Genomic DNA, 19767 nt, shown 5'->3' with positions numbered 1-19767 from the left:
GGTGCGTTCGATGAAAAAGTGGTTAACGGTTGCCTTAGCGGCCTGCCTTTTGGCAAGTATAAGCGGCTGTGCACCGTCGTCCATTGATAAACAAAATCAGGTCGTTCAGAAAAAGAATGATAAAAAAGAAAAAGCGATCATTCCTAATTACCAAATTTCGGATCAATATTATAAAACGATTTTGCCTTTTAAACCGGGAAAAGCACAAGGAATGGTCGTTCAAAATTTAAACACTCGCTATGACATCGATGAGTTTGAAACGGGATTAATGCGAATTGCAAAACAAGAGTTTTCGCCGGAAAAATATTTGTTCCAAGAAGGGCAATATTTGAGTAAAAAAACGATTGCTGCCTGGCTTGAGCGAAAATACACAAAGAAGCAGCTGAAAGAGCATGGACTTAAACCATCTGAAAATCTAGGATTAAATCCGATTGATGATGAAAAAGGTTCGATCGACGAACGGAATAAAAAAAGCCCCATTTATTTGGCACACATTTCGGAACAAGATTATTTAAAGCAAATGGATGATAACACGGTACAACTGGGAGGAGTCGTGATCGGTCTCGCTCTTAACTCGGTCCACTACTATCAGAAAGAAGAATACGGTGCTACGTATGACTTGAAAATTCCGCATAAACAAGTGGAAGAGCAAGGAAAGAAAATAGCGGATGAAGTAGCCAAACGAATTCGCAAAATAAAAGGCTTGGAAAATGTTCCGGTCGTCATCGCCCTTTTTGAACAAGCAAGCAAAGATTCTGTCGTGCCCGGACACTTCTTTGCCTACACTACGTTAGGAAAAGGAGAATCGACGATCAGCCATTGGGAAGGGCTTGATGAAAAGTATTATCTCTTCCCGTCAGACCAAGCAGATGCAGACCATCGCGATGACAATACCTACTTTTTGAATTTTAAAGAAGACGTCCAAAAATATTTTGACAATACGACAGGTGTTGTCGGCCGTGCTTTTTATAAAGATGGCCAGCTGAACAATTTGCAAATTGACATCAGTATTCAATTTAATGGCGAAGCCGAAGCGATTGGTTTTACGCAATATGTTTCCGGCTTGATTCTCAACCATTTCCCGGATTATTACCCGATTGAAGTCAATATCAGTTCCGTAGAAGGACCGGAAGCATTAATTGTGAAGAAAGCAAAAGCCAAAGAACCGTTCGTTCATATTTATGGGCAGTAAAGCCTTCCGAGAGCGTTGCTGCAGCTTTGCTTGATCCCCGCCTTTTAAAAAGAGGCGGGGATTTTTTGATGTCCGGGTAAAAGGGATGAACGAAAGGAACGGAGAAACTCAATTTTTTTCACGTTGGCTTTTTCAGTGTTGCTCAAGAGAAAAAAAGAGTCTGTTTTCGAGCTGGTAAGCTTGGAGGGAGGCTCTTTTCTTATGTCGAAAAATATCGGTCAAAAATTTATAAATAATTAGAAAATTCCACTTCCTTTTCTAGGTTATCTGTTATATAATACAAATAACAGTTAATAACTGTAATATAACAAAGAGGTGATAAAGAAGATGGCCACTCAAATAGCTGGGATTCAAGTAACTGGTCCGATGCGGCCCGGATATGAAGAAATTCTTACTCCGGATGCTTTGCAATTTATTGAACAGCTAGAAAGAAGATTTGGGCAGCGTCGAGTGGAACTTCTGAAAAAGAGAGAAGAACGTCAACGAGAGTTCGATCAAGGAAAATTTCCGACGTTCTTGAAAGAAACCGAATCTATTCGGAATAGTGATTGGGAAATTTCTCCCCTTCCTGAAGACTTGAAGGATCGCAGAGTGGAAATTACCGGGCCTGTTGATCGCAAAATGGTCATTAATGCGTTAAACTCTGGCGCCAAATGTTTTATGGCCTGTTTTGAAGATGCTACATCGCCCACTTGGGAGAATATCATCGAGGGACAGATCAATTTAAGGGACGCTGTAAACCGCACGATCACTTTCAAAAATCCTAACGGAAAGACATACGAATTAAAGGACAAAACCGCTGTATTAATTGTGCGCCCGCGCGGTTGGCATTTGGAAGAAAAGCATGTGTTGGTGGATGGACAACCCATCTCCGGGGCACTGTTTGATTTCGGGCTGTTTTTCTTTCATAATGCCGTGCGATTAGTGGAGAACGGTACAGGACCTTACTTCTACCTTCCGAAAATAGAAAGCCATTTGGAAGCAAGGCTTTGGAATGATGTCTTTGTTTATGCGCAAAAATATGTCGGCATCCCTAGAGGAACGATTAAAGCAACGGTTCTTATTGAAACGATCACGGCAGCTTTTGAAATGGATGAAATTTTATACGAATTGCGCGAACATTCCGCCGGTTTGAATTGCGGGCGTTGGGATTATATTTTCAGCTACATTAAAAAGTTCAGGAATCATAAAGATGTTATTTTGCCGGATCGTTCTACTGTCACCATGACCGTTCCGTTTATGCGCTCCTACTCGCTTTTGACGATCAAAACATGCCATCGCCGAAAAGCACCGGCCATTGGCGGGATGGCTGCGCAAATACCGGTCAAAGATGATGAGAAGAAAAATGAAGAAGCCTTTGCCAAAGTGCGGGCAGATAAAGAACGGGAAGCAAGAGACGGACACGATGGCACATGGGTGGCTCATCCGGGTCTTGTGCCGGTGGCAATGGAAGTGTTTGACCGGGAAATGAAAGAACCGAATCAAATTGAAAGTAAGAAATTGGAGGATGTCCATGTAACGGAACAAGATCTCGTCGAAGTTCCGGAAGGGAAAATCACCGAAGAAGGCGTCCGCATGAATATCAATGTCGGGATTCAATATATTGCTTCTTGGTTAAGCGGTCGGGGTGCTGCGCCGATTCACAATTTAATGGAAGATGCGGCGACGGCTGAAATTTCCCGCGCTCAGTTATGGCAATGGATCCGCCATCCAAAAGGAATTTTGGACGACGGGCGAAAGGTGACGAAAGAAATGTATGAACAATTTAAGCAAGAAGAGCTGGAAAAAATCAAGCAAGAAATCGGCGAAGAAGCCTATGCTTCCGGAAGATTCGATGAAGCCGTCGAATTGTTTGACAGACTGACGTTAAACGATGAATTTGAGGATTTCTTAACCATTCCTGGTTATAAAATTTTATAAATATGAATCTATGAAAATGGGAGGAATTGACAATGACAGATCCACGTGTACAAAAATTAAAAGAATCATGGGAAAATGATGAAAGATGGAAAGGGATTACTCGTCCATATACAGCGGAAGAAGTGATCAAACTTCGCGGTTCGATTGATATTGAATATACACTGGCTCGCCGCGGTGCTGAAAAGCTTTGGAAACTGCTTCATACGGAAGACTATATCAATGCATTAGGAGCGTTGACCGGAAACCAAGCCGTGCAGCAAGTAAAAGCCGGATTGAAAGCCATCTATTTGAGCGGATGGCAAGTGGCAGCCGACGCCAACCTCGCCGGCCAAATGTATCCTGACCAAAGTTTGTACCCGGCCAACAGCGTACCGCATGTGGTCAAACGGATTAATCAAGCTTTGCAACGCGCCGACCAAATCCACCATTTAGAAGGAGACGACTCCATTGATTGGTTTGCTCCGATTGTGGCAGACGCAGAAGCCGGTTTCGGAGGACAATTGAATGTATTCGAATTAATGAAAGCGATGATCGAAGCAGGGGCTGCCGGTGTCCATTTCGAAGACCAGCTTTCTTCTGAGAAAAAATGCGGGCACTTAGGCGGAAAAGTGCTGCTGCCGACCCAAACGGCTGTACGCAATTTGATCGCTGCTCGTTTGGCGGCTGATGTAATGGGCGTACCAACTATTCTGGTAGGCAGAACGGATGCTCAAGCAGCTGATTTGATCACTAGCGATATTGACCCATATGATGCTCCATTTATTACAGGGGAACGCACGGAAGAAGGATTTTATCGCACGAAAAAAGGAATTGAACAAGCGATTGCTCGCGGACTTGCTTATGCACCGTATGCTGACCTTATTTGGTGTGAAACATCCGAACCGAACGTGGAAGAAGCTCGCCAATTTGCGGAAGCCATCCATGAGAAATTCCCAGGCAAGCTATTGGCATACAACTGCTCGCCATCGTTTAACTGGAAGGCAAAATTGGATGATAAAACGATTCTTAACTTCCAAAAAGAATTGGCCAAAATGGGCTATAAATTCCAATTTGTTACTCTTGCCGGATTCCATACCCTTAACTACAGCATGTTCGAATTGGCACGAGGCTATAAAGAGCGTGGAATGGCTGCTTACTCAGAATTGCAGCAAAAAGAGTTTGCCAGCGAAAAATATGGATACACGGCTACTCGCCATCAACGTGAAGTCGGCACCGGCTATTTTGACGAAGTGTCCATGGTGGTTACAGGCGGAAACGCCTCTACTGTTGCCCTTAAAGGCTCTACGGAAGTGGAACAATTCCAAACTCAACCTCAAAGATAATAAAGAAAAGAGCTTCGGATCTCATTCCGAAGCTCTTGTTCTTCATGTAGCCGTCACTTAATCTTCCGCTTCCAAGCCCCTTTACTCAACTAAAGGGGTCTGACCCCTTTTTTCAATTCTTTTGCCAACGTTTCTTCCATTAATTCAAACGTTTGTTCAATTTCATTTTCTGGTTTGGATGTAAGGAGGCTAACTATCAAAATCGCCAATGTGCTTAAGAAAAAGCCTGGAATCATTTCGTACATAAAGTGTTTCAGGGCGGGGATGCTGATCCAGATGATCACCGTTACAGCTCCGACTATCATGCCTGCAAGCGCCCCCCATTTATTCATTCGTTTCCAATACAAGCTCAGTAAGATCGCCGGACCGAAAGAGGCGCCAAATCCTGCCCAAGCGTTGCCTACTAAAGCTAAAATCGTATCGTTCGGCGAATACGATAAAATAATCGCGACAACGGCTACTAAAAGAACCGAAAGCCGTCCGATCAACACCAATTCCTTGTCAGAAACATTCCGCTTCACAAACGCTTTATAAACGTCTTCGGTCAAAGCGCTGGATGTGACCAAAAGCTGTGACGATATCGTGCTCATGATGGCCGCTAATATAGCCGCTAATAAAAAGCCGGTGATCAACGGGTGGAATAAGATCCTGGAGAACACGATAAAGATGGTTTCCGGATCGTGAAGAGGGTAATGTTTGACGGACATATAGGCAATCCCTGTAAGTCCGACAAGAACAGCGCCGCCGACCGTCATGATCATCCAGCCTATTCCGATCCGACGTGCCGTTTTCATTTCCTTGACAGAATGAATCGCCATAAAGCGGACAATGATGTGTGGCTGTCCAAAGTAGCCTAGCCCCCAAGCTAGGAAGGAGATAATGCCCATGATCGATGTACCCCTAAACATGTCCAGCAGTTTCGGATCCACCGAATGAATCTCGCTGAAAACGGAGACGGGACCGCCCAAATCCAGAAAAACGACAAGCGGTACGAGAATAAGAGCAATAAACATGATCGTTCCTTGGACAAAATCGGTTAAACTGACAGCTAAAAATCCACCTAATAAAGTATAAAAAATGACGACTCCTGCTGTAAGAAAGGCACCTAAATGATAGTTGAGGTGAAAGGCCGATTCAAACAGTTTTCCTCCTGAAACGATCCCGGCGGATGTATATAAGGTAAAGAAAATAATAATGACCAGCGAAGAAACAAGGCGCAGCAGCCTGGAACGGTCGATAAACCGATTTTCTAAGTAGTTTGGAATCGTAATGGAATCATTGGCGACATATGTGTACATTCGCAATCGCGGCGCCAAAAATAAATAATTGGAATACGCCCCGATGACCAGTCCGATGGCGATCCATGAACCGGAAATTCCGGTTGTGTACAAGGCGCCGGGAAGCCCCATCAATAGCCACCCGCTCATATCCGAGGCGCCAGCGGAAAGAGCGGTGACAGCAGGCCCTAACGATCGGCCGCCAAGCATATAATCCGATAAATTCGACGTTTTTCTGTAAGAGTACCATCCGATAGCCAGCATGGCCAAAAAATAAATCGATATTGAAATATAAACGCCGCTCTCCATAAAATCCTCCTCTTGTAATATTTTTTTGAATTTTCAAATTTAAATCTTTCTATTATTTTATGAACCATAAAGCCGTTTATACGGTGGCCGGATTCTGTAGATCGGCCATTTCGTCCTTGAGAAAAAGGTCTTATAGAAAAATATTATATAATTTTGTATTTTAAGAAAACAAGTCATATAAAAAAGATTTTGGAAAAGAAATAGACGGAGATTTGTTCTCTACTCCGTCGACAATGTTCGTGGTACAATAAACATTGAGTGAGAAATTACGCTAATTTGTTGCTTTTCCATCTTTTATTTTGATATCATCAATATTATTGCAATGGCACGAGAATATTCTGGAGGTGAAGGAAATGTCACGAATTTCCATTGAACAAGTAAAGCACGTTGCTGATTTAGCGCGATTGGCGATTACGGAAGAAGAAGCTGAAAAATTCGCTACACAGCTGGATGCCATTATTTCGTTTGCGGAACAGCTGAATGAATTAGATACGACGAATGTAAAACCAACTTCTCACGTGCTGGAAATGAAAAACGTGCTGAGAGAAGATACTCCGGAAAAAGGGCTTCCTCGCGAAGAAGTTCTAAAGAATGCGCCTGATCACCAAGATGGGCAAATTCGTGTTCCGGCCATTATTGAGTAGAGGAGGGGTATGAATGGCACTGTTTGACCATAAGCTGACAGAATTGCACGATCTTTTACATAACAAAGAAGTAAGCGTCTCGGACTTAGTCGATGAAGCTTATAAAAGAATCAGTGAAACGGATGAAAAAATACAAGCTTTCTTAACTTTAGATGAAGAAAACGCTCGTAAAAAAGCGCAAAAACTGGACGAAAAGCTTAGCAGCGACGAAGAAAAAGGCCTTTTATTCGGAATGCCGATTGGAATTAAAGACAACATCGTTACAAAAGGTCTGCGCACAACTTGCGCCAGCAAAATATTAGAAAACTTCGATCCTATTTATGATGCGACCGTAATCGAAAAACTTCGGGAAGCAGAAGCCATTACGATCGGAAAATTGAATATGGATGAATTTGCGATGGGATCCTCCACTGAAAATTCCGGCTTCCAGCTGACTCGCAACCCATGGGATACGGAACGTGTTCCGGGCGGTTCTTCAGGAGGCTCGGCTGCGGCAGTGGCAGCGGGACAAGTTCCTTTTGCTTTAGGATCTGACACGGGTGGATCGATTCGCCAGCCTGCAGCCTTTTGCGGAGTCGTAGGATTAAAGCCGACCTATGGACGGGTTTCTCGTTTTGGATTAGTAGCTTTTGCTTCTTCTTTGGATCAAATCGGTCCCATTACACGCAATGTAGAAGATAACGCTTATCTTCTACAAGTGATCGCCGGATTGGATCCGCATGACTCTACATCGGCCAATGTGGAAGTGCCGAATTATGCGGCTGCACTAACCGGAGATGTGAAGGGATTAAAGATCGCCGTTCCAAAAGAGTATCTTGGCGAAGGAGTTCAAGAAGAAGTTCGACAATCCGTATTGAATGCTTTGAAAGTGCTCGAAAAACTAGGAGCCACTTGGGAAGAAGTATCGCTCCCGCATTCAAAATACGGAGTAGCCACGTACTATCTGTTGGCTTCTTCTGAAGCATCGTCCAATTTGGCTCGCTTTGACGGCATCCGCTACGGTTATCGGACGGAAAATGCCGAAAACTTGATTGAACTTTATAAGAAAACGAGAGCAGAAGGCTTCGGCGACGAAGTAAAGCGCCGCATTATGCTTGGAACATTTGCGTTAAGCTCCGGTTACTATGATGCTTATTACAAGAAGGCACAACAAGTGCGTACGCTGATCAAAAAAGACTTTGAAGATATTTTTGAAACTTATGATGTCATCATCGGGCCAACGACTCCGACACCGGCATTCAAAATCGGCGAAAATATAGACGATCCGTTGACGATGTATGCAAATGATATTTTAACGATCCCTGTGAATCTTGCAGGTGTGCCGGGAATCTCTGTTCCATGCGGATTTTCTGCGGACGGATTGCCGTTAGGGCTTCAAATTATCGGAAAGCACTTTGACGAAAGCACCGTTTACCGCGTGGCGCATGCATTTGAACAGGCAACGGACTTCCATAAACAAAAACCGCAACTGTAAGGGGTGAAAAAGCGAATGAATTTTGAAACTGTGATCGGATTAGAAGTGCACGTAGAACTCAAAACGGAGTCGAAAATCTTTTCGCCTGCACCTGCTCATTTCGGAGCTGAACCGAACACCAATACGAACGTGATCGACCTTGGATATCCGGGTGTGCTGCCAGTGTTGAATAAACGGGCGGTAGAATTTGCGATGAAAGCGGCGATGGCGTTAAATTGCCAAATTGCGACTGAAACGAAGTTTGACCGCAAAAACTATTTTTATCCGGACAATCCGAAAGCCTATCAAATTTCCCAATACGATCAGCCGATTGGCCAAAATGGCTGGATTGAAATTGAAGTGAACGGCAAAAAGAAAAAAATCGGCATTACTCGCCTGCATTTAGAGGAAGATGCCGGGAAATTGACCCATGCCGGAAACGGTTATTCATTGGTTGACTTTAACCGTCAAGGGACACCTCTGATTGAAATCGTTTCTGAACCGGATATTCGCAGCCCGGAAGAAGCATATGCCTATCTGGAAAAATTGAAATCGATTATCCAATATACCGGCGTGTCGGATTGTAAAATGGAAGAAGGATCGCTTCGCTGCGATGCCAATATTTCACTTCGTCCTTACGGTCAAAAAGAATTTGGAACGAAAACGGAACTTAAAAACTTGAACTCGTTCAACTTTGTTCGCAAAGGGCTGGAATTTGAACAAAAACGGCAAGAAAAGATCTTGTTGTCCGGCGGAGTCATTGAACAAGAAACTCGCCGTTTTGATGAAGCGACCGGACAAACGATCTTGATGCGCGTGAAAGAAGGATCGGATGATTACCGCTACTTCCCGGAACCGGACTTAGTAGAACTGTATATTGACGACGAATGGAAAGAACGGGTGCGCGCTGAAATCCCGGAACTTCCGGATCAAAGGCAAAAACGATATGTGGAAGAATGGGGTCTTCCAGCTTATGACGCCAAAGTTCTGACCCTTACAAAAGAAATGTCCGATTTCTTTGAAGCAACCGTAAAAGCCGGAGCCGATGCTAAGCTCGCCTCCAACTGGATGATGGGAGAAGTGTCTGCTTATTTAAATGCGCAAGGAAAAGAATTGCATGAAATCGCCTTGACGCCGGAAAGTTTGGCAGGCATGATTCGCTTGATTGAAAATGGCACTATTTCTTCTAAAATTGCCAAGAAAGTATTTAAAGAGCTGGTCGAAAAAGGCGGAGATCCGGAAAAAATCGTCAAAGAAAAAGGGCTTGTCCAAATTTCTGATGAAAATGAACTGCGCAAATATGTGCTGGAAGTGCTCGATGCCAATCCGCAATCGATTGAAGACTTTAAAAACGGAAAAGATCGGGCGCTTGGATTCCTTGTCGGTCAAATTATGAAAGCGACTAAAGGACAAGCTAATCCGCCGATGGTGAATAAGTTATTGCTTGAAGAAATCAATAAACGTTAACATGCTTTATAATAAAAAGGAGGCGGCTCCGTTTAAGAGCCGGCCTCCTTTTTTGTGTGCGCCCGGCATGGGTGTAATCTATAGGGTGAAAGTCCCGAGCTGCGAAGGCAGAAGTAGCAGTTAGCTTAACGCAAGGGTGTCCGTGGTGACGCGGAATCTGAAGGAAGCTGGAGGCAAAACACCGGTCCGAGGAACACGAACCTCATATAAGGCTAGGTATGATTGAGTGAGTTTGCATAACAAAACAAAGCTCTTTCTGTCGAAGGTCATATCGAGTAAATGAGGCGGATAGATGGTGTGAAAGTGCATGTACTTACCCGGGGAGGTCTGGCGGATATGTGAAGTACTCTTCATAACCTACTTAGTGATAAGTAGCTGAACCGTCAGAAGTCAGCAGAGGTCATAGTATTAGTTGGTCTAGAACAACTAAGAAGGACCGAACAATTAAGAGAGAATAGCCCTTGGTATTCAGTGAGTCATGATGAACACAGAAAACGTAGTACCTCACTTGAGGGAGGAAGCGGTGAATCCCGTGGGAGACCTCTTGGAGGGTGGAGTGACCACTGGCATAAAGAGAACAGCTATTCACGGAAGGAAGAATAACAATGCTTTTGAATCAAATCCTGTCACGGGAGAATATGCTTTTAGCTTTACAAAGAGTAGAAAAGAACAAAGGTAGCCATGGAGTAGATATGATGCCCGTACAAAACCTCCGTCAGCACATAGTCGAAAACTGGATATCCATTAAAGAGGCAATTCTCAAGGGTACCTATGAACCAATGCCTGTTCGAAGAGTCGAAATCCCGAAACCTGATGGCGGTGTTCGGTTACTAGGTATTCCAACCGTAACAGACCGTTTGATTCAACAAGCAATTGCCCAAGTATTATCGAGGATATATGACCCTATGTTCTCCGAACATAGTTATGGGTTTCGTTCAAATCGAAGTGCTCATGACGCAGTTAGGAAAGCAAAAGGCTATATCAGAGATGGTTATAGATGGGTAGTAGACATGGATTTAGAAAAGTTCTTCGATCGAGTGAATCATGACAGGCTGATGAGTACATTAGCCAAGACTATTAAAGAAAAGCCACTATTGAAGCTAATCCGCAAATATCTACAAGCTGGTATCATGATTAATGGTGTGATATCTAGGACAGAAGAAGGGACGCCGCAAGGTGGCCCCCTAAGCCCTTTACTTTCGAATATTGTACTAGATGAACTAGACAAAGAATTAGAGAAAAGAGGGCATAAATTTGTTCGTTATGCCGATGACTGTAATATTTACGTGAAGTCAAAACGGGCTGGTGAAAGAACCATGGCTAGTGTCAAACGATTTATTGAGGGAAAACTTCGTCTAAAAGTCAACGAGAAGAAATCTGCGGTTGACCGACCATGGAAACGAAAGTTTCTAGGATTTAGTTTTACACCTTCAAAAGAGCCAAAAGTTCGGATTGCCAAGCAAAGTCTAAAACGAATGAAGAAAAAGGTGCGAGAAATCACGTCAAGAAAAATACCATACCCAATGGAATATCGGATTAAGAAACTTAACCAATATCTACTTGGATGGTGTGGATATTTTGCATTAGCAGACACAAAGAGTATCTTTGAAGATTTGGATGGCTGGATTCGACGAAGACTCCGGATGTGTTTATGGAAAAACTGGAAAACCTCAAAGACCAGGATACGCAACCTCATAAAACTAGGAGTTCCTGAATGGAAAGCTTATGAATGGGGGAACAGTCGTAAAGGTTATTGGCGAATCTCAAAAAGTCCCATATTACACAGAACCCTTGGAAACTCCTATTGGAGTAACCAAGGGCTTAAAAGTCTACAGAAACGTTATGAATTCTTGCGTCATTTATCTTGATTGAACCGCCGTATACGGAACCGTACGTACGGTGGTGTGAGAGGACGGGGGTTAATCACCCCCTCCTACTCGATTAAGCTTGAGGGGTTTATAATTCATCGAATCCGTTGTCAATTACATTGACTTTTGTATATTGACGCGACTTTTGTTCAAAGAAATCCGATTTTCCTAAGTCTACTTCTTCATACGCTTTAATCCACGGAAGCGGGTTGGTTTGATAGCCAGGAAACGGTTTTGAATCTGGGTATCCAAGCTGTTTGACGCGGAAGTTGGAATAAAACTTGACATAGGCTTCTACATCCTCAATGAAAATGCCATTTATTTTATTGCCAATCACTTCTCTTGCCCAATCAATCTCGAGTTCTGCCGCTTGTTTAAAAGTTTCTTTCACAAAGTGTTCCATTTCTTCATTATCATATTCCGGGTATTCTTTTAATACTTCTTTAAAGATTTTCACAAACAAATCGACATGAATTTGTTCGTCCCGGTTAATGTAATTAATCATCGTGCTTGTCGCGACCATTTTTTGATGGCGAGCAAGATGGTAAAAGAAAGCGAACCCTGAATAAAAGAACAGTCCTTCCAAAATGACGTCAAACACGCAGGATTTCAATAAGTGCTCCACAGTCGGCTGTTCCACGAAATGTTTATACCCATCGGTGACAAACTCATTTCTTCGTTGCAAAGTAGGCTCGGTCCGCCAAAACTCAAAAACTTCATCTTGTTTTTGTTTCGGAACGAGGCTGGATAATATATAAGAATAAGAATGATTATGAATCACTTCCTGCTGAGCCAATATAATCATCAGCGCGTTTAAGCTGGAATCGGTCAAGTAATCGGCCACTTTTCCGGCATAGTCGGTTTGGATGCTGTCAAGCAAAGCAAGAAGGCCGATGATTTTCAAAAAGCTGTCCTGTTCAGCAGGAGGCAGCTCAGGAAATTGTTTAATGTCTTGGGACATATTGATTTCAAATGGCGTCCAAAAATTAGCCAGCATTCTTTTATACTTCGGATAAGCCCAAGAAAAGCGGACATCATCCCAGTTTAAAATATTGGAGCTTTCACCGTTGACAATTTTCGTCGAACGGTTGGGAGCTTCGCGATTGATTAGTTCTCTCTTTTTTAATCGTTCCATTTTCATATCCTCCTTGAATATCCAATGTCAGCTTGAGCACGATTCGCATTCTTCCATGATTTCCGACGAAGTGGACCGCAAATAATACGTAGATTTCAGTCCGGATTTCCATGCTTGCAAATGAAGATCCAGCAGCTGTTTCGCTTTGATCGTGTTTTGTACGTACATGTTAAAGGAAATCGATTGATCAATATGGCGCTGACGAACGGCGTTTTGACGGATGCTCCAATGTTGGTCGAGAAGATAGGCTGATTTATAATACCATGTCGTGTCGGCGTTCAAGTCGGGCGCTGTCACCGGTATCTTGTAATCTTTCTTTTCTTCGGCATAAAATTTTTGGAAAACCGGATCAATGCTCGGTGTGCTTCCGGCTATCAAGGAGGTGGATGAATTCGGAGCGATCGCCATTAAATAGCCGTTTCGAATTCCGTATTCTTGAATGCTGCGGGCCAGCTGTTTCCATTTTTCATCTTTCAGATAGCCGCGTACTTCAAAATAGCGTCCGCTTTCCCAATCGGAGCCTTCAAAGTAAGGATAGGAACCTTTTTCTTTCGCTAATTCCATGCTGGCTTGAATGGCATAGTAAGCGATAGTTTCATATAATTCATCCGCATATTGAACGGCTTCATAACTTTCCCAGCGGATATGTTTCAAAGCGAGCAAATGATGCCAGCCGAACGTGCCTAATCCGACGGCTCGATATTTTTGATTCGTGATTTGAGCCTGCAAAACAGGAAGATGGTTAATGTCGATCACATTGTCGAGCATTCGGACTTGAATCCGGATGAGACGTTCCAAGCATCCATCTTGAACGGCCCTTGCTAAATGGATGGACGACAAATTACAAACGACAAAATCTCCCGGAACTTTCTCCACGTGAATGCGGCCGTCTTGGATATATTGTTGGGTCATGACGGTCGGGCTCATATTTTGGGCAATCTCGGTGCACAAATTTGTGGCGTAGATCATTCCTTTATGCTTGTTCGGATTCATGCGATTGGCCTCATCACGGTAGAACATAAACGGCGTTCCCGTTTCGAGCTGGCTTCTCATAATGGATTTCATAATTTCAATCGCAGGCACTTTTTCTTTGGAAAGCTGTGGATGGTTGACACATTCTTGATATTTTTCACGGAAGCTTCCCCGGCCTTTTTCTTCGTCATAATAATCTTCCAATGAGAAGCCCATGACGGTTCTGACCTCATGAGGATCAAACAAATACCAATCATCCCGGTTTTCGACGGCTTCCATAAAGAGATCGGGTATGCACACGCCCGTGAAGATATCATGGGTACGGAACCGTTCGTCGCCGTTATTCAGCTTCGCGTCTAGAAATGCAAAAATATCTTTATGCCAAACGTCCAGATAGACGGCAATCGCTCCTTTGCGTTGTCCGAGCTGATCGACGCTGACAGCGGTATTGTTCAATTGTTTCATCCATGGAATAACTCCTGATGAAGCGCCTTGATGGCCGCGAATGGCGCTGCCGCGGCTGCGGATTTTTCCAAGATACAGACCGATTCCGCCGCCATGTTTCGATAGATTGGCCGCATCGGTGTTGCTGTCGTAAATTCCTTGCAGGCTGTCGTCTACTGTATCGATAAAGCAGCTGGATAATTGACCGTATTTTTTGCCGGCGTTGGCCAAAGTCGGAGTGGCTACGGTCATATAGAGATTGCTTAATGCCCAGTAGGCTTCTTTCACAAGCGTTAGACGTTTTTCTTTCGGTTCCTTTTGCATCAACGTCATGGCGATGATCATCCAACGTTCTTGCGGCAATTCCATCGTTCGTTTTTCATAATCTTTTGCTAAATACCGGTCATTTAATGTACGCAGCCCGATGTATGTAAATAGCTCGTCTTTTTTCGGATCAATAATAGATTCCAACTCTTCTATTTCCTGTTTGCTGTAGGTTTCAAGCAGAACAGAGTCGTAAATTCCAATCTCCGTCAAATGTTGAATCAACGGATAAAAAGGCCCGTAGCCTGTCTCGCCCGGATCATAGCCTCTGTTGGCAGCCGCTTCTGTATACAATAGACCGGCGAACAGCTTGGCGGCTACAAACGTCCATTCAGGTTCTTCTACAGAAATAAAACCGAGACATTCCAAAATCAATTCCTCGGTTAACGCTTTGGTCGAAAGCCAAGGTTTTTGCTCCGCCATCTGTTTGGCTTTTAAGGATAATATCGAAAAATCAAGCTGTGGATATTGGTGAGATAGTTTTTCAAATAAAAGCTGAAAAACTTGTTCTTTTGAATTGGTTGAGATCATGGTTTGGTCCTCCTTATCGTTTGAAAGAACAAAAAAATCCGCCCGGAAATATGAGCGGATCAAACGATAGACAAAAAAGGCAGAGGCAACCTTTTTTCACTATCGTTTCATCTTCCCAAATCCCCGGAGAATTGAAACTTGACAAGGATGGCAGGTCTCCTGGCTTGTGGTCATCCTACTAGGGACCTTCCCATATCAGCACCGAACAGCAAACTGATACAGTGGTATTCCCGTTCGTCTCACTTACAGTTGCGGGGACAGCTCCGGAATTTCACCGGATTCCCTTTTAAGTCCAACGACACCATCGCTTGCAGCGAAACAATATATTGAAATTGTATGGAGTTGTCGATCTATATATTGTGATGATAAACTTTGCGCAAAGAATTGTCAAGAGGGCAGAGCTCTTTATCGATAGTGATAAAGAAAGAAGAGAACCTGAGTGAAGAAGTGCAAAAAAAGAAATCCCCCTGTCATTTTCAAAGAGACAAGGGGAGAATGATGTGGAATATTCATTTACGATCCCAGAACTTTTGACAAGATGTTGACGGCTTTTTCGATTTCTGAATCTGAGACCGTTAATGGAGGAAGGAGGCGGAGGACATGAGATCCGGCTGTTAAAATCAGCAGTTTTTCTTTTCTTGCTTGAACGAGGAAAGGTTCTGCATTATCTGTAAGCTCTATACCGATCATTAACCCTTTTCCTCTAATAGATTTAACTACTTTTGCATCGGATAATTTCGTTTTCAACAAGTTTTGGAAATAAGCTCCTTTTCTCTCTACTTCATTCAGAAAATCGTTTTGGAAAATGATTTCCAATGTGGCTTTTGCGGCTCGGACAGAAACCGGATTGCCCCCAAAAGTGGAACCGTGAGAGCCCGGAGAAAAGGCTTGGCCTAGTTCTTTTTTGCCGATGATGGCACCTAAAGGCAGTCCGCTGGCGATTCCTTTTGCGACCGAGACAATGTCGGGATGCAGGCCATAATGTTGGAAGGCAAACGGTTTGCCTGTCCGGCCGATGCCGGTTTGGATTTCATCGATGATGAGGAGAGAACCGTTTTCATGGCATAACGTTTCCAATGACTGTAAAAATTCCGGCGTGGCCGGATTTATGCCTCCTTCTCCTTGGATAATTTCGGTCATCACCGCCGCCGTGTTTTCATCAAGCGCTGCTTTTAAAGCTTCGATATCGTTGAAAGGAACGTATTCAAATGTTTCCAGCATCGGGCCAAAGCCGATTTTGACTTTTTCCTGTCCGGTTGCGGCCATTCCGGCAAAAGTCCGTCCGTGAAACGAATGTAAGAACGTGATGATTTTCGAGCGGCCGGTTGCCTTTCTGGCTAATTTGATCGCCGCTTCGTTTGCTTCCGCTCCGCTGTTGCAAAAGAATACAAGATCAAGACCGGATGCTTCCGCTAAAAGCTTGGCGGTTTCTTCTTGAAGTTTGCTTTGAAACAGATTGGAAGTGTGCCAAAACAGGTTGAGCTGGTCGATTACCTCTTCTTTAACAGTGGATGGTACATGTCCGAGATTGGTCACTCCGATACCGGCTGTAAAATCGAGATACTCATCGCCGTTTTGATCTGTCAGCCGCGATCCTTTCGCTTTTACGGGCTGCACTTCCCAGCGAGCGTATGTGGGAAATAAGTAACTCATATTGTCACCTTCTCTTTTGCAAATTGTGTTCCATGCCAATGGCCGCTTTTATAAAAACGCTTTTTCCCTGATACAATATGCACATGGCCCGTATTTTGGGAAGCCGCTTTTAATGCCGATTGGACTTTTGGAATCATTCCTCCTGTAATGACTCCGCTTTCCATAAGTTGATGGGCTTTTTCTTCTGTCAAACGGTCGATCAATCGGCCGTTTTGGTAGACCCCATCGACGTCCGTCACCATTAAAAAATGGTCCGCGTTGAGAGCCGCAGCCACCGCACAAGCCGCATGATCGGCATTGACATTTAAAATCCGGCCATCCGGACCGGAAGCAATCGGCGTTAAAACAGGCAAAAGTCCTTGTTCGGTGAGGCTGGACAGAAAATCGGCCTTGACGTTTGTTACATCTCCAACTAGTCCGTATTCTTCACGATTGATATAATCCGCTTCAAGCAAGAAAGCGTCGCTTGAATTTAAACCGATCGCTTGGAAACCGTGCTGCTGCAGCAGGTGGACCAATTTTCGATTGGTCTTGCCTGAAAGCACCAGCTCGGCTGTTTCCAGCACTTTTTCGTCGGTTATTCTTAAACCGTTTTTAAATTCAGATTTGATCTTGAACAGGTCGAGCATGGCGCTGATTTCCGGACCGCCGCCGTGCACGAATACAAGGCGGTAGCCGTCTTTTTCCATTTCTTTCATGCTTTGAAAAAAATCTTCTGATAAATGGTCCACCACACTTCCGCCGCATTTCACTACTGCCGTTTTCATTGGGATCCCCCTTTGTCATACCTTTCGTTATGTTCGATAACTGGCATTAATCTTCACGTAATCATAAGTTAAATCGCAGCCCCAGGCTGTTCCTGTCCCGTTTCCGACATTCAGACGGATCTGGATCACAACCGTTTCATTTTTTAAATACTCCGTGACGGCTTCTTCGCTGTAGGCTTGAACTTCGCTATTTTTCAGTATCCAATAAGGACCGATTGCAATGTCTATCTGATCCGGAAGAACGGTGGCTTCACTATAGCCGACAGCGCAAACCACTCTTCCCCAGTTCGCATCGTTGCCATAGACGGCGGTTTTCACCAAACTGGACCCGACTACCGTTTTGGCGATCTTTCTGGCTTCTTCGTCATTGGCTGCTCCTTCGACGTTGACTTCCACCAGTTTTGTTGCTCCTTCGCCATCGCGGGCAATTTTTTTCGCCAAATCTTCGCAGACCATTTTGAATGCGGCTAAAAACTTCTGCCATTCCGGATGTTTTGGGGAAAGCGGGTTATTTCCTGCCAGTCCGTTGGCCAAGACGAGGACCATATCATTGGTGGAGGTATCGCCGTCTACGGTAATTTGGTTAAAAGTATCATCCGTAATTTCTTTCAGCGCCTGCTTCACATATCCGTCTTCAACCGCGGCATCGGTCGTAACAAAAGCGAGCATGGTGGCCATGTTCGGCTTGATCATGCCCGATCCTTTCGCCGCGCCTCCGATCGTGACTTTTTTTCCGTCAATGGTCGTTTCGACCCCGCAGCTTTTTGTGACAAGATCCGTCGTCAAAATAGAGGTTTCAAACGAATTCGAATGCTCTTTAGAGGCAGCCGGTTTCAACATCTGAATTCCTTTTTTCATTTTTTCCATTTCTAAATATTCCCCAATGACGCCGGTGGACGCTACGGCTACATAGTGATCGGGAATGCCGAATTTTTTGGCTACCCATTCGCGCGTTTGATAGGCATCCAGCAGCCCTCTGTTTCCGGTGCATGCGTTAGCGCAGGCGCTGTTGACGAGAACGGCTTGCAGTTTATGTTCCTGGGCAAGGCTTTCCTGAGTAACCTTTAACGGAGCAGCTTGAAACACGTTCGTTGTGTAGACAGCTGCAGATTGGGCAGGCACTTCGCTAAAGATAATACCGAGGTCTTTTTTGGCATAACGCAGCCCGGCATGTACTCCATCAGCGGCGAACCCTTTCGGGGAGATGATAGATCCGTTTTCCAGCTGATGGATATCGTACGGTTTTTTCAATGCTTGCATGTAAAACTCCTCCTGTTCATTTTCACGGGTATAAAGGAAAGCCTTTCAATCCGCTTGTTTCGTCAAATCCAAACATCAAATTTGCATTTTGAACCGCTTGACCCGCGGCTCCTTTCATTAAATTGTCAATAACCGAGACGATGGTGAGTCGGTTCGTTCGTTCATCCACGGCGACCCCGATGTCACAAAAGTTGGAACCAGCTGTTTCTTTCACACTTGGGAACGTACCAAGAGGACGAACGCGGACAAACCTTTCGTTCTTGTATGTTTCTTTGTACAATTCATATACTTGTTCGGATGTCGCTTCTTTGGCTAATGGAGCGTATATCGTGGCCATAATGCCTCTTGTAATCGGCAGCAAATGGGTTGAAAAGGTGATAGGTCCACTAGCCTTGTTCCAAAGTTCGAGCTGCTGTTCGATTTCAGGTATGTGTTGATGAGCATTGACTTTATAAATACGAAAGTTTTCATTCATTTCCGCGAAATGAACGTTCAAGGAAAGCCCTCTGCCCGCGCCGGAGACGCCGGATTTCGCGTCAACAATAATTTGCCGAACATCAATCCAATGTTCTTTGACGACGGGAGCGAGCCCCAGCAGTGTGGCGGTCGGATAGCAGCCCGGATTGGATAAAAGTTTCGCCTTTTTGATGGCTTCTCGGTTCCATTCGGTCAATCCGTACACCGCTTGTTCCAAATAGAAAGAATCCGCCGGTGTTTTCTTATACCAATTTTTATAATCTTCAGGATTTTTCAAGCGCAAATCGCCCGATAAATCGACTACTTTTACATCATTCTTCAATAGTTCGGGGACCAGTTTTGCTGATGCTCCCGAAGGAACAGCTAAAAAGACAACGTCTGCTTCTTCTGCGATCTGGTCAGGATCTAATTTCGTAAGCTCTAGATCACATATATCAGATAAATGCGGATATTCTGCAGAAATCGGAACGTGGTCTTTGCTTGAAGAATACATTTTATTCAATTTCAAATGGGGATGATGGATTAATAAGCGTATCAACTCGGCTCCTCCATAGCCGGAAGCACCGACAACGGCAGCTTTCATCAGAAACCTCCTGGATTGTATTTTTATTTATAAAATCTCATAATTATAAGTAATTTTTTATAATTATAGAATTGTATGAAGCATAAATCAACTGTTTTTTTCTTGGATGAGAAAAATCAGGCGCATGACAAAAATAAAATTTCGGTTCATTTAATCAGCTAATACTCCA

The 19767-nt window shown here is 44.0% G+C and carries 14 protein-coding genes and 1 riboswitch; of the genes, 7 read left to right on the top strand and 7 right to left on the bottom strand.

Annotated features, from left to right (window positions below; genetic code table 11):
* Positions 1-10 precede the first annotated feature (10 nt).
* The 3 genes from BSM4216_RS13970 to aceA all read left to right on the top strand — a co-directional run bounded on the left by BSM4216_RS13970 (position 11) and on the right by aceA (position 4434).
* The gene (locus BSM4216_RS13970) at positions 11-1192 is read left to right on the top strand and encodes a CamS family sex pheromone protein (RefSeq protein ID WP_048624102.1); all 1182 of its coding nucleotides are present in this window, start codon (positions 11-13) and stop codon (positions 1190-1192) included.
* A 327-nt stretch (positions 1193-1519) separates the two neighbouring features.
* Positions 1520-3112 carry a malate synthase A gene (aceB, locus tag BSM4216_RS13965; RefSeq protein WP_048624101.1) on the top strand — a complete coding sequence of 531 codons (1593 nt, stop codon included), beginning with the start codon at positions 1520-1522 and terminating at the stop codon, positions 3110-3112.
* Positions 3113-3144: 32 nt separating this feature from the next.
* Positions 3145-4434, top strand: coding sequence for an isocitrate lyase (aceA, locus tag BSM4216_RS13960; RefSeq protein WP_003354103.1), 1290 nt, complete (start codon positions 3145-3147; stop codon positions 4432-4434).
* 89 nt (positions 4435-4523) lie between these two features.
* Here the strand turns inward: aceA and putP are convergent, their stop codons facing one another.
* Complete coding sequence (putP, locus tag BSM4216_RS13955; RefSeq protein WP_048624100.1) at positions 4524-6020, bottom strand: sodium/proline symporter PutP; 1497 nt, start codon at positions 6018-6020, stop codon at positions 4524-4526.
* Positions 6021-6373: 353 nt separating this feature from the next.
* Here putP and gatC point away from each other — a divergent pair, with 353 nt between their 5' ends.
* The 4 genes from gatC to ltrA all read left to right on the top strand — a co-directional run bounded on the left by gatC (position 6374) and on the right by ltrA (position 11452).
* A complete protein-coding gene (gene gatC, locus BSM4216_RS13950) occupies positions 6374-6664 on the top strand; it encodes an Asp-tRNA(Asn)/Glu-tRNA(Gln) amidotransferase subunit GatC (protein ID WP_003354105.1) in 291 nt (96 codons plus the stop codon).
* Between the two features lie 13 nt (positions 6665-6677).
* On the top strand, positions 6678-8138 hold the full coding sequence (gatA, locus tag BSM4216_RS13945; protein ID WP_048624099.1) for an Asp-tRNA(Asn)/Glu-tRNA(Gln) amidotransferase subunit GatA: 1461 nt from the start codon (positions 6678-6680) through the stop codon (positions 8136-8138).
* 15 nt (positions 8139-8153) lie between these two features.
* Positions 8154-9584 (top strand): Asp-tRNA(Asn)/Glu-tRNA(Gln) amidotransferase subunit GatB, encoded by a 1431-nt coding sequence (gene gatB / locus BSM4216_RS13940; RefSeq protein ID WP_048624098.1) that lies wholly within the window; start codon positions 8154-8156, stop codon positions 9582-9584.
* Between the two features lie 605 nt (positions 9585-10189).
* Positions 10190-11452, top strand: coding sequence for a group II intron reverse transcriptase/maturase (ltrA, locus tag BSM4216_RS13935; protein ID WP_048623974.1), 1263 nt, complete (start codon positions 10190-10192; stop codon positions 11450-11452).
* Between the two features lie 88 nt (positions 11453-11540).
* Here the strand turns inward: ltrA and BSM4216_RS13930 are convergent, their stop codons facing one another.
* The 6 genes from BSM4216_RS13930 to argC form a co-directional block, all read right to left on the bottom strand.
* Positions 11541-12587, bottom strand: a complete 1047-nt coding sequence (locus BSM4216_RS13930; protein WP_003354124.1) for a ribonucleotide-diphosphate reductase subunit beta — start codon at positions 12585-12587, stop codon at positions 11541-11543.
* A gap of 27 nt (positions 12588-12614) precedes the next feature.
* Positions 12615-14858, bottom strand: coding sequence for a ribonucleoside-diphosphate reductase subunit alpha (locus tag BSM4216_RS13925; RefSeq protein ID WP_048624097.1), 2244 nt, complete (start codon positions 14856-14858; stop codon positions 12615-12617).
* A gap of 132 nt (positions 14859-14990) precedes the next feature.
* A riboswitch (cobalamin riboswitch) is annotated at positions 14991-15179 on the bottom strand.
* A gap of 192 nt (positions 15180-15371) precedes the next feature.
* A complete protein-coding gene (locus BSM4216_RS13920; RefSeq protein WP_048624096.1) occupies positions 15372-16511 on the bottom strand; it encodes an acetylornithine transaminase in 1140 nt (379 codons plus the stop codon).
* On the bottom strand, positions 16508-17278 hold the full coding sequence (argB, locus tag BSM4216_RS13915) for an acetylglutamate kinase (protein WP_048624095.1): 771 nt from the start codon (positions 17276-17278) through the stop codon (positions 16508-16510). The genes BSM4216_RS13920 and argB overlap by 4 nt, the downstream gene beginning before the upstream one ends.
* 27 nt (positions 17279-17305) lie before the next feature.
* Positions 17306-18538, bottom strand: a complete 1233-nt coding sequence (argJ, locus tag BSM4216_RS13910) for a bifunctional glutamate N-acetyltransferase/amino-acid acetyltransferase ArgJ (protein WP_048624094.1) — start codon at positions 18536-18538, stop codon at positions 17306-17308.
* Between the two features lie 22 nt (positions 18539-18560).
* Positions 18561-19598, bottom strand: a complete 1038-nt coding sequence (gene argC / locus BSM4216_RS13905; protein ID WP_048624093.1) for an N-acetyl-gamma-glutamyl-phosphate reductase — start codon at positions 19596-19598, stop codon at positions 18561-18563.
* Positions 19599-19767 lie beyond the last annotated feature (169 nt).

The organism is Bacillus smithii, assembly GCF_001050115.1.
Lineage (GTDB): Bacteria > Bacillota > Bacilli > Bacillales > DSM-4216 > Bacillus_O > Bacillus_O smithii.
The sequence above is the reverse complement of the archived record's forward strand: the minus strand, read 5'-3'. Positions and strand labels throughout refer to the sequence as shown.